Source organism: Pseudomonas sp. c313 (genome assembly GCF_055407145.1).
Map to the genome: position 1 here is coordinate 331,829 of NZ_JBUZRD010000004.1, position 13,368 is coordinate 345,196.

General features: G+C 59.8%; 12 protein-coding genes and 1 pseudogene. 8 read left to right on the top strand and 5 right to left on the bottom strand.

The features are described from left to right. Window positions 1-15: 15 nt before the first annotated feature. The 3 genes from ACZRKZ_RS15135 to ACZRKZ_RS15145 all read left to right on the top strand — a co-directional run bounded on the left by ACZRKZ_RS15135 (window position 16) and on the right by ACZRKZ_RS15145 (window position 2,816). A complete protein-coding gene (locus ACZRKZ_RS15135; protein ID WP_463967724.1) occupies window positions 16-681 on the top strand; it encodes a fumarylacetoacetate hydrolase family protein in 666 nt (221 codons plus the stop codon). Window positions 682-853: 172 nt separating this feature from the next. Then, entirely contained in the window at window positions 854-1,780 is a 927-nt protein-coding gene (locus tag ACZRKZ_RS15140) for an SdiA-regulated domain-containing protein (protein WP_463981964.1), read from the top strand. 121 nt (window positions 1,781-1,901) lie between these two features. Next, window positions 1,902-2,816, top strand: a complete 915-nt coding sequence (locus ACZRKZ_RS15145; RefSeq protein WP_463981965.1) for an SdiA-regulated domain-containing protein — start codon at window positions 1,902-1,904, stop codon at window positions 2,814-2,816. Between the two features lie 40 nt (window positions 2,817-2,856). On the opposite strand, the gene ACZRKZ_RS15150 is transcribed toward ACZRKZ_RS15145, so the two are convergent. Then, window positions 2,857-4,803 carry an autotransporter domain-containing protein gene (locus ACZRKZ_RS15150; protein WP_463981966.1) on the bottom strand — a complete coding sequence of 649 codons (1,947 nt, stop codon included), beginning with the start codon at window positions 4,801-4,803 and terminating at the stop codon, window positions 2,857-2,859. Between the two features lie 361 nt (window positions 4,804-5,164). Then, on the bottom strand, window positions 5,165-5,836 hold the full coding sequence (gene rpiA / locus ACZRKZ_RS15155) for a ribose-5-phosphate isomerase RpiA (protein ID WP_463967728.1): 672 nt from the start codon (window positions 5,834-5,836) through the stop codon (window positions 5,165-5,167). Between the two features lie 136 nt (window positions 5,837-5,972). On the opposite strand from rpiA, the gene ilvA reads away from it, so the two are divergent. Beyond that, on the top strand, window positions 5,973-7,487 hold the full coding sequence (ilvA, locus tag ACZRKZ_RS15160; protein ID WP_463967729.1) for a threonine ammonia-lyase, biosynthetic: 1,515 nt from the start codon (window positions 5,973-5,975) through the stop codon (window positions 7,485-7,487). Window positions 7,488-7,527: 40 nt separating this feature from the next. Then, a complete protein-coding gene (locus tag ACZRKZ_RS15165; RefSeq protein WP_463981967.1) occupies window positions 7,528-7,941 on the top strand; it encodes a DUF2269 family protein in 414 nt (137 codons plus the stop codon). Here ACZRKZ_RS15165 and ACZRKZ_RS15170 read toward each other — a convergent pair. Continuing rightward, a pseudogene (locus ACZRKZ_RS15170) lies at window positions 7,942-8,031 on the bottom strand (outer membrane lipoprotein carrier protein LolA); the annotation flags it as partial. A gap of 21 nt (window positions 8,032-8,052) precedes the next feature. Beyond that, a complete protein-coding gene (locus ACZRKZ_RS15175; protein ID WP_463967731.1) occupies window positions 8,053-8,709 on the bottom strand; it encodes a histidinol-phosphatase in 657 nt (218 codons plus the stop codon). 143 nt (window positions 8,710-8,852) lie between these two features. Here ACZRKZ_RS15175 and ACZRKZ_RS15180 point away from each other — a divergent pair, with 143 nt between their 5' ends. Beyond that, a complete protein-coding gene (locus ACZRKZ_RS15180; RefSeq protein WP_133100907.1) occupies window positions 8,853-9,332 on the top strand; it encodes an RNA pyrophosphohydrolase in 480 nt (159 codons plus the stop codon). 22 nt (window positions 9,333-9,354) lie between these two features. Next, window positions 9,355-11,634: a phosphoenolpyruvate--protein phosphotransferase gene (gene ptsP / locus ACZRKZ_RS15185; protein ID WP_463967732.1), complete on the top strand. Its 2,280-nt coding sequence runs from the start codon at window positions 9,355-9,357 to the stop codon at window positions 11,632-11,634. A gap of 61 nt (window positions 11,635-11,695) precedes the next feature. Here the strand turns inward: ptsP and ACZRKZ_RS15190 are convergent, their stop codons facing one another. Beyond that, a complete protein-coding gene (locus tag ACZRKZ_RS15190) occupies window positions 11,696-12,442 on the bottom strand; it encodes an NRDE family protein (protein ID WP_463981968.1) in 747 nt (248 codons plus the stop codon). 109 nt (window positions 12,443-12,551) lie between these two features. Here ACZRKZ_RS15190 and ACZRKZ_RS15195 point away from each other — a divergent pair, with 109 nt between their 5' ends. Beyond that, complete coding sequence (locus ACZRKZ_RS15195) at window positions 12,552-13,334, top strand: sulfite exporter TauE/SafE family protein (RefSeq protein WP_463967734.1); 783 nt, start codon at window positions 12,552-12,554, stop codon at window positions 13,332-13,334. The last annotated feature ends 34 nt before the right edge of the window (window positions 13,335-13,368 follow it).

A 13,368-nucleotide genomic window follows, 5' to 3' on the forward strand; every position in this document is an offset into this window, starting at 1 on the left:
ACCAGGAGTGGGTCAATGAGCTATCAGCACAAGTACGTCGACGGGACCAATATCCACTTTCCCCTGGGGAAAGTGGTGTGTATCGGGCGCAACTACGCCGAACACGCCAAGGAACTGGATAACCCGGTACCCACCGAGCCCCTGCTGTTTATCAAGCCGGGCAGTTGCGTTGTGGCGCTGGAAGGCGGTTTTACCATCCCTGCCGAGCGTGGTTCGGTGCACTACGAAGCGGAAATTGCGGTACTGATCGGCAAACCCTTGTCGACCAAGCCCAGCCGTGAAGAAGTGCTGGACGCCATCTCTGGCTTCGCTCCGGCCCTGGATCTGACCCTGCGCGACAAACAGGCAGAGCTGAAAGCCAAGGGGCTGCCGTGGGAAATCGCCAAGTCCTTCGACGGCGCCGCGGTGATTGCACCGTTTGTAGTGGGCAGCAGTTTTGCGGACATCGCCGACATCGGCATTCGCCTGACCATCAATGGTGAGGTGCGCCAGGATGGTAATAGCGCCAGCATGCTCAATCCGATAATCCCAATGATCCAGCACATGGCTGGCTGCTTTTCGCTGCAGGCGGGTGATGTAATCCTCACCGGTACGCCTGCCGGCGTGGGGCCGTTGAATGCCGGTGATGAACTGGTGCTGGAATTGCCAGGCATCAGTCGCTTCGAAAGCAGCGTTCGCTAAACACTTGTGGCGAGCGGGCTTGCCCGCTCGCCACGACAAGCCCGCTCCCAGGTTGCCCAGCGTTGGCTTATTGCATTTTTTTCACACCTCATCTGGATAATCCCTAGCCTGCGGTACGCGGGCCTGTCGATCCTGTGCTATCACCTATAGCTGACTTTCTGGAAAGTTCTCAATGGCCGTGCCTCTTCCGTCGGTAAACCCCTCTCGCCTTTCCCGCTTCGCCATGCGCTGGTATTCCTGGCTGTTCCTGGCCGGGGCGATCATCTATGGCGTCTCCTGGGCGATGCACTGGGACGACCGTGGCGTGTTATGGGTGCTGGAGCGCTTCGAAAGCCCGGTAGAACGCCAGGAAAGCGTCTGGCTTCCGGACTATCACGCGGTGATCGACGCCAAGCTACTGCCGGGGATGGAAAAGGACGAAGCTTCGGACCTGGCCTACAACCCGCAAACCAAAACGCTGTTCTCGGTCATGGGCAAGAACCCGTTCCTGGTCGAGCTGAGCCTGCAAGGCGATGTGCTGCGCAAGATGCCGCTGCTTGGCTGGAACAACCCGGAAGGTGTGACCGTGATGGAGAACGGCGTGCTGGCCATTGTCGATGAGCGCATGCACACCCTGACCCTGGTCAAGGTCGATGCAGACACCCGCCAACTGACCTTCGCCGACTTCCCGACCTATGACCTTGGCCCGTCCAAGGACCAGAACAAAGCGTTCGAAGCCATCACCTGGGACAAACGCAACCAGCAGCTCGTACTGGGTGAGGAACGCCCACCGGCCTTGTTCACCTGGAAAAGCGACGGCAGCCAGGCCCTGGTTGGCGACAAACAGAAGCATCCCAGCACCGAATTGGACATACGCAACCTTTCGGCCCTGAGCATCGACCCGCGCACCGGCCATATGTTGGCGCTGTCGGCCGATTCCCACCTGCTGCTGGAGTTGGATGAAACAGGCGAGCAAGTCAGCTTCATGACCTTGCTCGGCGGCTTCAACGGCTTGAAGAACACCATTCCCCGTGCTGAAGGTGTGACCGTGGACGAGAACGGCACCCTGTACATGGTCAGTGAGCCAAATCTGTTCTATCGTTTCGAGAAGCAGAAATAGCAGACTGATTACGTCGGACTCTTCTCTGTCAGCGGCATTCACCAGACTGTCAGGTGCGTTTAAGCTTAAATTCAGGCGGCCGTGATATTCATTCGCCAGTTTTTACTTTGAGCCCGCTCCCATGCGTCGACTTGCCCGCCCCAAGCCCGCTTTTTTTATCCTGTTGCTGATCGCCCTCGTTGCCGTGGGGGTGCTCGCTCAGCAGTTCCGCTTGTTTGAACGTGCCTGGTTCAACTGGCAGTCCTGGCGCCAGCCTGCCGACGAGCGCTCCATTGGCCTGGCGGGCTACCAGGTCGCTGTGGAGGCCCAGGTCATCGACGGCCTGGACGATGACGTCTCGGCGCTGACCTACGATCCGGTGCGCAACAGTCTGTTCACTGTCACCAATAAAAACGCCGAACTGATCGAGCTGTCCCTGGGCGGCAAGATTGTGCGGCGTATTCATTTGGTGGGCTTTGGCGATGCCGAGGCGGTGGAATTTATCAGCGAGAACACCTACGTCATCAGCGACGAATACCAGCAACGGTTGATCAAGGTTCACCTGGAGGACGACACCCAGTTTCTCGATGCCGCCGATGCCGAACAAATGACCTTGGGTTTGCACCTGGGTAGCAACAAGGGCTTTGAAGGCCTGGCCTACGACTCGGTGGGCAAACGGCTGTTTGTCGCCAAGGAAAAGGATCCGATGCTGATCTACGAAGTGCACGGCTTTCCCCATTTCAAGCCAGAAAAAACCTACTCGGTACACGTCATCAACAACCCCAAGCGCGATGCAGGGCTGTTTGTGCGCGACCTGTCCAGCCTGCAATACGATGAGCGCAGCGGCCATTTGCTGGCGCTGTCCGATGAGTCGTTTCTGGTGCTGGAGCTGGATATCGACGGTCGTCCCTTGAGCAGTTTGTCGCTGCTCAAGGGACGCCATGGTTTGAAAAAACGTGTACCCCAAGCCGAAGGGATTGCCATGGACGACCACGGCACGCTCTATATGGTCAGTGAGCCGAACCTGTTCTATGTGTTCAAGAAACCGGCACCCTGAACCCAACGAACCCGCCTCGCCCCTGCAGGGGCCACCTCAATCAAAACATCCATTGCACGCCCAATGAGTAGCCGGTCTGGCTGCCCTCAGCGTGGCCCAGGCGGCCATTTACTTCGGCGTACACCCCAAGCTGCGGAGTGATTGCCAGTTGGCTGCCGACTTGCGCCCGGCCAAAGGTCTTGTCCACTGAACCGAGCTTGGCTGTACGTGCCTGGCCATCGGCGCGGGCGATCAAGTCAAGATCGTCCAGTCGACCATCCGCCAGCTCCTTGACCCAGGCGATATCGCCATAAGGCATCAGGCTCAAGCCATAGGGCAGGGCAACGGCGCCACGCACGCGCCAGCCAAGGCTGGCTTCCAGGGAATCGAAGGACTGTTCCTGATACTCAAGGGCAGTTCGCAGGTTCTGCTTCTCGTGGAATTTATCGATGCGGTAGTGGCTGTAGTCCAGCCCGGCAAACGGCCCACTCTTGATGGCGCCGAAGTCGAAGTCGTAGCCGCCGAGCACCCGCGCGCCCAGGGACAAGGCATCGGTTTCGCCGGTCAGGTGCTGATTGAGTAGCACTGGCCCGCCATTGGCCTGGATCACCAGGTTGCGCTGGGAATCGAAGCTGCTGTGGCCGACGCTCAGGTCGCCCGCCAGCCAGGTCGGGCCGCCATCGTTCAGCAGGGCGTAGACCGCTGCTTGCCACGTGTCGCTTTCCAGTTTGCCACGATGTTCCAGCTTGTCGCGCCCGTTGAGGTAGCTGAGGCTGGCGCCGATATTCAGATTTGAACTCAACTGGTAGTCACCCAAGGCGTGCAGCCCCAAGTGCCGGGCTTCGGGGTTGGGCGCAGTGTCGAAACCGCTGTCCGGGTTGTACTCGCCGTCGACGCCAATCTCGCCATCGAAGCTGCCCTCCTCGCGGCTGGCCGATTGCAGTGTCAGCCAGCGGCGATCATGCAGACGCACCATGGACTGGTGCTGGCGTTGCAGATTGTCCTGCATATTGCGCGCAACCGCGCCGCCCGACGCGGTGGATGCCATCAAGTCGGCGTTGGTCAACTCCAGTACCAGGCGGCTGAGCAGGCGTGAATAGTCTCGCAAGCGCTGGTCGATGCGCTCCTGGCCGAAGGCGTTGGTCAGCACGGCCTTGTTGTCTTCGTTGGGATCGTGCCAGGTCGAGCCACCGGGGATCGCCGGGTTGTCGGTCTGGGTGTAGCCGTCCAGGTCCCCCAGCTCCCAGTTGGTGGCTTCGATATAGAGGATCGGGATATTCAGCCCTTCAAAGGCTTCCCCGTCGCTGCAACAGCCAGTGCCAGCGGGGTATTGCGGGTCGAGGCCGGGGTTGGTGAACAGATTGATGTTCAACTCCTTGGCGATCTGTAAGGTGTGTTCGCGCAGGGAAGCCAGGGCCGGGTTGGCGGTACTGTTCTGGCCGGCGTGGGCATACATCATGTCGCCGGTTATCAGGCTGTCGAGGTTGATCATCGCCAACATGTTGGCCCGTTGGCTGGCGCTCAGCGAGTCGACGAACGCCTTGGAGCCGCGCAAACCTTCTTCCTCGGCGCCAAAGCCGACGATTTGCAGGCCGTTTTCCAGCTGCAGGCCGCCAAGGTTCTTCGCCACTTCCGTCAGCACGCTGGCGCCGGAGCCGTTATCGTCCAGGCCTTGCAAGGTTGGGCGGCCGAAATAGGTGTCGAAGTGTGCGCCGATCACCACGTACTGCGGTTTTGTGCCGGCGGCATAAGCGACCACGTTTTGCGAGGCGCGGCTGCCACCGTTCCAGGAGAAATCCTGACGGCTGATGTTGTAGGCGCTGCCCATCTGGCTCTGCATCCAGTCGGCCGCCCCGGCGAAATTGGCCGTGCCGCGGTAACGACCGGGGTAGTCGTTGATCAGCTTTTCCAGGGTGGTGTTGGCGTGTTGGCCGTAATCGTAGGCCAGTGTGTGGGTCGACAGCAGGGCGCTGGCAACGCTGATAGCGAGTGCTAGAGGCTTGATCACAAGGTCTTCCTTGAAGGGGTGAGGGAGTTGCTCGGCGGGACCAATTGCACAATGCGCGCCTCATTCCATGGGGCAGTCGCGAATTGGCGCGTTGTTGGAAGTGGGGGCCGCCTGGCTATAAGTTGTAACGGATTTGATACCAGATATGGCTGAGGATGCCGTGATCTGGCGCACAAGTTGGGGCAGGCGGGGGGAGGGTTGCTGCGAAAAGTAGCGTTTTTGTTACATGTCCATCGGATGAAGCGCGGTCAAAAATGTGGGAGCGGGCTTGCTCGCGATAGCGGTGGATCAGTCAATCAAGATATCGACTGACACTCTGCCATCGCGAGCAAGCCCGCTCCCACATGGGTTCTGCGTGTACTTAGGCCTTGAGGGTCTTCACGCCTTCGGCAGTACCCAGCAGCAACACATCCGCAGGACGCGCTGCAAACAAGCCATTGGTGACCACGCCAACGATGGCATTGATCTGACGCTCCAGCTCCACCGGGTTGGTGATCTGCATATTGAACACGTCGATGATGATGTTGCCGTTATCCGTCAGCACACCTTCACGGTACACCGGGTCGCCGCCCAGCTTCACCAGCTCGCGGGCCACGTGGCTGCGGGCCATGGGGATCACTTCCACTGGCAGCGGGAACGCGCCGAGCACCGGTACCAGCTTGCTGGCGTCGGCGATGCAAATGAAGGTCTTGGCCACGGCTGCGACGATCTTCTCGCGGGTCAGGGCTGCGCCGCCGCCTTTGATCAGGTTCAGGTGTTCGTCGCTTTCATCGGCGCCGTCCACGTAGAACTCCAGGTCGCTGACGGTGTTGAGCTCGTACACCGGAATTCCGTGGCCCTTGAGGCGTGCGGCGGTCGCTTCGGAGCTGGCGACGGCGCCGTCGAACGCGCCCTTGTGCAGGGCCAACGCATCGATAAAGCAGTTGGCAGTGGAGCCGGTGCCGACACCGACGATGCTTTTATCGTCGAGCTTGGGAAGGATTAAATCGACGGCGGCCTGGGCCACTGCCTGTTTGAGTTGATCCTGGGTCATGCGGGCTCCGGAACGGGCGGGGAGTAAAGAGGGACGCGAGTATAACCCAACAAAACCTTTGTATTCGTGTGGTCGCCCGGCCAAACGCTGGGTTAGACTCCTTGGCCCTGCCCAAACCGCCCAGTGATGCTTTCCGATGCTCGAACAGTACGTCAAGAAGATCCTCACCTCGCGCGTTTATGACGTTGCCGTAGAAACCCCATTGCAGACCGCCCGCCAGCTCTCCGAGCGCCTGGGTAACAAGGTCTGGCTCAAGCGTGAAGACTTGCAGCCGGTGTTTTCCTTCAAGATTCGCGGCGCTTACAACAAGCTCACGCAACTGACGGCTGAAGAGCGCGCCCGCGGCGTTGTCACCGCGTCTGCCGGCAACCATGCCCAGGGCCTGGCCCTGGCGGCCAAGGTGCTGGGGGTCAAGGCCACTATCGTGATGCCCAAGACCACTCCGGAGATCAAGGTTGAAGGCGTGCGCTCCCGTGGCGGCAAAGTGGTGCTGCACGGTGATTCCTTTCCGGAAGCGTTGGCGTACTCGCTGAAACTGGTCGACGAAAAAGGCTTTGTCTACATTCACCCTTACGATGATCCGCACACCATTGCCGGGCAGGGCACCGTGGCGATGGAGATTTTGCGCCAGCATCCAGGGCCGTTGGACGCGATTTTTGTACCGGTGGGCGGTGGTGGCCTGATCGCTGGCATCGCGGCCTACGTGAAATACCTGCGCCCGGAAATCAAGATCATCGGCGTCGAGCCTGACGACTCCAACTGCCTGCAAGCCGCCATGGCGGCGGGCGAGCGTGTGGTACTGCCGACCGTGGGCATCTTCGCCGACGGCGTTGCGGTGGCGCAGATCGGCCAGCACACCTTCGATATCTGCAAAGACTATGTGGACGAAGTGATCACCGTCAGCACCGATGAAATCTGCGCGGCGATCAAGGACATCTACGACGACACCCGCTCCATCACCGAGCCCGCCGGCGCCCTGGGCGTGGCAGGGATCAAGAAGTATGTCGAGACCCGTGGCGTCACTGGTCAGACCTTTGTCGCCATTGATTCCGGGGCCAACGTCAACTTCGATCGCTTGCGCCATGTGGCCGAGCGTGCCGAGTTGGGTGAAGGTCGCGAAGCCATTATTGCCGTGACCATCCCCGAGAAACCGGGCAGCTTCAAAGCCTTCTGCGAAGCCGTGGGCAAGCGCCAGATCACAGAATTCAACTACCGCTACCATTCCGGCAGCGAAGCGCACATTTTCGTCGGCGTGCAGACCCACCCGGAAAACGACCCGCGCAGCGCCCTGATCTCCAGCCTGACCAGCCAGGGTTTCCCGGTGCTGGACCTGACGGAAAACGAACTGGCCAAGCTGCATATCCGTCATATGGTCGGCGGCCATGCGGCGAAGGTCAGCGATGAAGTGGTGTTTCGCTTCGAATTCCCGGAGCGTCCGGGGGCGTTGTTCAACTTTCTTAACAAGTTGGGCGGGCGCTGGAACATCTCGATGTTCCACTATCGCAACCACGGCGCGGCCGATGGGCGTGTGGTCGCCGGCTTACAAGTGCCGGCGAGCGAGCGTCACCTGGTGCAGGCGGCGCTGGAAGCCATCGGATACCCGTATTGGGATGAAAGTGATAACCCGGCCTACCAACTGTTCCTCGGTTGAACGACTACGCTGATTGGGCGGCCTTTAAGGAATTGAGAACATGGAAACGCTGACTACCCTCAAAGTTATCCACATAGCAGCCACCGTATTGCTGCTACTCAGTGGTCTCGGGCTGGCCGTGCTGGCCTGGCGCAAACGCAGCGCAGGGCCTGCCTATACCGTGCAACGGCCGTGGGTGTTCGTCTGGTTGTTGATGGGGATTTGCCTGGTCAGCATGCCGTTCACCGGCTGGTGGTTGGCGCATCTGATCGGCTGGCCGCTGGGGCAGACCTGGATCCTGGGTTCCAGCGTGATCTACACCGTGGCGGCGTTGAGCTGGTTCTGGTTAGTGGCGCGGCTTAATCGACTGCGACTGGGCGGGACAGGCAGCCTGAGTTTCACCTTGGCGCTGGCAGTTGTCAGTCTGGTGGGGTTCGTGGCGATTGCCGGGTTGATGGGCGCCAAGCCTGTCTGACACTGTAGGAGCGAGCTTGCTCGCGAAAAACCTGAGGACGCAGCGGGGAATCAGATTCCCCGCGTTTTCGTTAACGTTCTTCGCGAGCAAGCTCGCTCCTACAGTGGGTTCTCAGCTACGCAGGGTGATGACGGGCCAGCCGCGTTTCTTGGCTTCGGCCAGCAAACTTGGGTCTGGGTCCACCGCCACTGGGTGTGTCACCTGCTCCAGCAACGGCAAGTCATTCATCGAATCACTGTAGAAATAGCTGTCTTCCAGGCTGTACCCGGTCTCTTCCAGCCACCGATTCAAGCGCGTCACCTTGCCCTCGCGAAAGCACGGGATATCGGTACTGCGCCCGGTATAGCGGCCATCCGCCATCTCGCATTCCGTCGCGATCAGCGTCTCAACGCCCAAGCGTGCGGCAATCGGCGCGGTGACAAAACGGTTGGTGGCGGTAATGATTACCAACTTATCGCCAGCAGCGTGGTGTTTGGCCAGTAATTCAACGGCAAGGGGCAACATGATCGGCTCGATGCAGTCGCGCATATAATCGCGGTGCCATTCGTCCAGTTGGGCCATCTCGGTGCGGCCGAGAATTTCCAGGCAGAAGTTGAGGTAGGCGGCGTTGTCGAGCTTGCCGGCCAGGTAATCCTGGTAGAAATCGTCGTTACGGGCCTTATAGGCGACGGCATCGAGGATGCCCCGTTCACATAGGTAATCACCCCAGGCGTGGTCACTGTCGCCGCCCAAAAGCGTGTTGTCCAAGTCGAATAAAGCCAGGCGCATTGCGGTTACTCGCTGAAAAGTCTGTAAAAAGGCGTCCAGAATACGGTCTTTTCACAAGAGTGCACATAAGGTAAGCAGCCTCGTTGCCGCTGGATCAACCTTTGTGGAACAATGCGGCGACATGCGTTTGCGAGGTTGTTGCCGTGATCGACCCCGATGGTTTCCGTCCTAATGTCGGGATTATTCTTACGAATGATTCCGGACAGGTGCTATGGGCTCGCCGTATCAACCAAGATGCCTGGCAGTTTCCTCAAGGCGGAATCAACCCCGACGAAACCCCTGAAGACGCCTTGTACCGTGAGTTGAACGAAGAAGTAGGCCTTGAGCGAGAAGATGTGCAAATACTCGCCTGTACCCGGGGCTGGTTGCGCTATCGTTTGCCGCAACGTCTGGTCAGGACTCACAGCCAACCGCTGTGCATCGGCCAGAAGCAGAAATGGTTTCTCCTGCGCCTGGTCTCCAACGAGCAGCGGGTGCGGATGGATTTGACCGGTAAACCGGAGTTCGATGGCTGGCGCTGGGTCAGTTATTGGTATCCGTTGGGCCAGGTGGTGACATTCAAGCGCGAGGTTTATCGTCGCGCTCTCAAAGAGCTTGCCCCGCGCCTTTTAGCGCGCGACTGACGACGGAGTTCGACCCCGAGCCATGCTCAATACGCTGCGCAAGATCGTCCAGGAAGTTAACTCCGCCAAGGATCTCAAGGCGGCGTTGGGGATTATTGTGTTGCGCGTCAAGGAAGCCATGGGCAGCCAGGTCTGCTCGGTTTACCTGCTGGACCCCGAGACCAACCGTTTTGTCCTGATGGCCACCGAGGGCTTGAACAAGCGCTCTATCGGCAAGGTCAGCATGGCGCCCAATGAAGGTCTGGTGGGCCTGGTGGGGACGCGTGAAGAACCCCTGAACCTCGAACATGCCGCCGATCACCCGCGCTATCGCTACTTTGCCGAAACTGGCGAAGAGCGTTACGCCTCGTTCCTCGGTGCACCGATCATTCACCACCGCCGCGTTGTTGGCGTGTTGGTCATTCAGCAGAAAGAGCGCCGCCAGTTCGACGAAGGTGAAGAAGCCTTCCTCGTGACCATGAGCGCGCAATTGGCCGGGGTTATTGCCCACGCCGAGGCCACCGGTTCGATCCGCGGCCTGGGCCGTCAGGGCAAAGGCATCCAGGAAGCGAAGTTCGTCGGCGTGCCCGGTTCGCCAGGCGCTGCTATTGGCACCGCCGTGGTCATGTTGCCACCGGCCGACCTCGACGTGGTACCGGACAAGACGGTTACCGATATCGAGGCCGAGATCGGCCTGTTCAAGACCGCCCTCGAAGGCGTGCGCAATGACATGCGCACCCTGTCGACCAAGCTGGCTACCCAACTGCGCCCCGAAGAGCGGGCACTGTTCGATGTTTACCTGATGATGCTCGACGACGCGTCCCTGGGCAGCGAAGTCAAGGACGTGATCAAGACTGGCCAGTGGGCCCAGGGCGCACTGCGCCAGGTGGTCACCGATCACGTCAACCGTTTCGAATTGATGGACGACGCCTATCTGCGCGAGCGAGCCTCGGACGTGAAGGACCTAGGTCGCCGTCTGTTGGCTTACCTGCAGGAAGAACGTTCCACGACGCTGGTCTACCCCGACAACACCATTCTCATCAGTGAAGAACTGACCGCCACCATGCTCGGCGAAGTGCCGGAGGGCAAGCTGGTGGGCCTGGTTTCGGTATTGGGTTCGGGCAACTCCCACGTGGCGATTCTGGCACGGGCCATGGGCATCCCCACGGTGATGGGCCTGGTGGACCTGCCGTATTCCAAGGTCGACGGCATTCAGATGATCGTCGACGGCTACCACGGCGAGGTCTACACCAACCCCAGCGAAGTGCTGCGCAAGCAATACGCCGAAGTGGTGGAAGAAGAACGCCAGTTGTCCCAGGGGCTCGATGCCCTGCGGGAACTGCCGTGCATAACCCTCGACGGCCACCGCATGCCGCTGCTGGTTAACACCGGCTTGCTGGCGGACGTAGCCCGAGCGCAACAGCGTGGCGCTGAAGGGGTCGGTTTGTACCGCACCGAAGTGCCGTTCATGATCAATCAACGGTTCCCCAGCGAAAAGGAGCAGTTGGCGATTTATCGCGAGCAACTTTCCGCCTTCCATCCGTTGCCAGTGACCATGCGCAGCCTGGACATTGGCGGCGACAAGTCACTGTCGTATTTCCCGATCAAAGAAGACAACCCCTTCCTCGGCTGGCGCGGCATTCGCGTCACCCTCGACCATCCTGAAATCTTCCTCGTCCAGACCCGCGCCATGCTCAAGGCCAGCGAAGGTCTGAACAACCTGCGCATCCTGCTGCCCATGATCTCTGGCACCCACGAGTTGGAAGAAGCGCTGCACCTGATCCATCGGGCCTGGGGCGAAGTACGCGACGAAGGCACCGACGTGCCTATGCCGCCCATTGGCGTGATGATCGAAATTCCGGCGGCGGTGTACCAGGCCAAGGAACTGGCGCGGCAGGTGGACTTCCTTTCGGTGGGCTCCAACGACCTGACCCAGTACCTGCTGGCGGTGGACCGCAACAACCCACGGGTGGCCGATCTTTACGATTACCTGCACCCGGCAGTGCTGCAAGCCTTGCAGAACGTGGTGCGCGACGCCCATGCCGAAGGCAAGCCGGTGAGTATTTGCGGTGAAATGGCCGGCGATCCGGCGGCGGCAGTGTTGTTGATGGCGATGGGCTTTGACAGCCTTTCGATGAACGCCACCAACCTGCCGAAGGTGAAATGGATGCTGCGTCAGATCAACCTGAGCAAGGCCAAGGAGCTACTGGCAGAGTTGATGACCATCGACAACCCGCAAGTTATCCACAGCTCGCTGCAGCTGGCGCTGAAGAACCTTGGGTTGGCGCGGATGATCAATCCGGCTTCGGCGAAGACCCTCTAAACCTGGCAGCGAGTGGTTTTTTTGTGGCGAGCGGGTAAGCCCGCTCGCCACAAAAGCCTGCCTAAAGCCTCAGCTCGACTTCTCCCAGTTGCCCACCATAGGGCCCGAAGCTGCGCTCGACGATGTGCCGCGTCCCATCGGCATTCACAATCAGCGCCGTACTCGCTCGCGTCCCATAACTGGGGCTGGCAATAAACACACTCGACAACAAATACTCAGTCGCCAATCCCACGCCGGTATCCGGCAAGTCGGCGAAAGACGCTGTGTGCGGGTCGCTCAAAATTCCCAGCAAGGCTTCCGGCTGCGGGTCGTCCAGCACCTCTGTCAGCGCCGCCTTGGCCTTGAGCAACTTGGGCCACGGCGTATCCAGCCCTGCATTGGATAACCCATAAACCCCCGCCGCCAACTGAGTGGACGCCGAATCATTGGCGTTGTAATGCCACAGCTCATCCCGCGTTCCGATCAACAGGTTAAACCCGGCATATTCAATCGACCTACCGTTAACGTCGGCCAAATAATCGTCAACAGGCAGCGAACCACTGAGAAAACGCGACACCAGCTCCCCCCGGGACTTGCGCGCCGGTGGCTGGTGCGGATCGCGAATATTGGTCAGCGCCGCAAAGCGCCCATCCGCGCCAACCCCCAGCCATGTGCCCCCCGCTTCCTGATCACGCCCCGCGTAAACCTGCGGTGCATCGAGCCACTGGGCCAACGGCAGGCTGGGTCGGGCATAGAACTCATCACGGTTGGCCGCGACGATCAGCGGCTGGACATGGCCCGGCCGCCAGGCAAAAACAATCAGGCACATAAGGCGATCCCTTTGTGTTTTTCCCACTGTACCCATAGCTATCCATCGCATCCAGTTCCGCCTTGCGCCCCGCATCCGTTAACATGCCGGTCTGATTTTGAGGGTGCCTATGGAATTTCTGCTGTATTTGCTGCTGGGCGCCTGTGCAGGCGTGCTCGCTGGGCTGTTTGGCGTGGGCGGCGGGATTATTATTGTTCCGGTGCTAGTGTTCAGTTTCACTTTGCAGGGTTTTGATCCGCAGGTATTGACTCACCTGGCGGTAGGAACGTCGCTGGCGAGCATTATTTTCACTTCAGTCAATGCCGTGCGTGAGCACCATCGGCTTGGCGCGGTGCGTTGGCCGATTTTTGTGTGGATGACCGTCGGTATTTTGATCGGCGCAGGTTTTGGCGCGTTGACGGCTGAAGCCATCTCGGGGCCTCACTTGCAGAAGATCATCGGCGTATTCGCGCTGATCGTCGCTGTGCAACTGGCCCTGGAGGTCAAGCCCAAGGCCAGCCGAACGGTTCCGGGCAAGGTCGGGCTGACCCTGGCGGGCACGGTGATCGGCTGGGCTTCAGCGATTTTCGGCATTGGCGGCGGCTCGCTGACCGTGCCGTTCCTGACCTGGCGCAGCGTGCCGATGCGCCAGGCTGTGGCTACCTCATCGGCCTGCGGCTTGCCGATTGCCCTGGCCAGTGCATTAAGTTTCATGATTTTGGGCTGGCACGATCCGCTGTTGCCCGCTCATAGTCTCGGGTTCGTGTATTTGCCAGCGCTGCTGGGTATCGCCCTGACCAGTATGCTAGCCGCCCGTTTCGGCGCGCGCCTGGCTCACCGATTGTCGCCGCGCTTGCTCAAGCGGCTGTTTGCCGGCCTGTTGTTTTGTGTCGGTTTAAGTTTTCTGCTGTAACGAAGCTTATTTTATGTAACGCAGGCTTAATCGC

Coding starts and splice junctions, on each gene's coding strand:
- ACZRKZ_RS15135 (WP_463967724.1), top strand. CDS start 16: ATGAGCTATCAGCACAAGTACGTCGACGGGACCAATATCCACTTTCCC.
- ACZRKZ_RS15140 (WP_463981964.1), top strand. CDS start 854: ATGGCCGTGCCTCTTCCGTCGGTAAACCCCTCTCGCCTTTCCCGCTTC.
- ACZRKZ_RS15145 (WP_463981965.1), top strand. CDS start 1,902: ATGCGTCGACTTGCCCGCCCCAAGCCCGCTTTTTTTATCCTGTTGCTG.
- rpiA (WP_463967728.1), bottom strand. CDS start 5,836: ATGACCCAGGATCAACTCAAACAGGCAGTGGCCCAGGCCGCCGTCGAT.
- ilvA (WP_463967729.1), top strand. CDS start 5,973: ATGCTCGAACAGTACGTCAAGAAGATCCTCACCTCGCGCGTTTATGAC.
- ACZRKZ_RS15165 (WP_463981967.1), top strand. CDS start 7,528: ATGGAAACGCTGACTACCCTCAAAGTTATCCACATAGCAGCCACCGTA.
- ACZRKZ_RS15175 (WP_463967731.1), bottom strand. CDS start 8,709: ATGCGCCTGGCTTTATTCGACTTGGACAACACGCTTTTGGGCGGCGAC.
- ptsP (WP_463967732.1), top strand. CDS start 9,355: ATGCTCAATACGCTGCGCAAGATCGTCCAGGAAGTTAACTCCGCCAAG.
- ACZRKZ_RS15190 (WP_463981968.1), bottom strand. CDS start 12,442: ATGTGCCTGATTGTTTTTGCCTGGCGGCCGGGCCATGTCCAGCCGCTG.
- ACZRKZ_RS15195 (WP_463967734.1), top strand. CDS start 12,552: ATGGAATTTCTGCTGTATTTGCTGCTGGGCGCCTGTGCAGGCGTGCTC.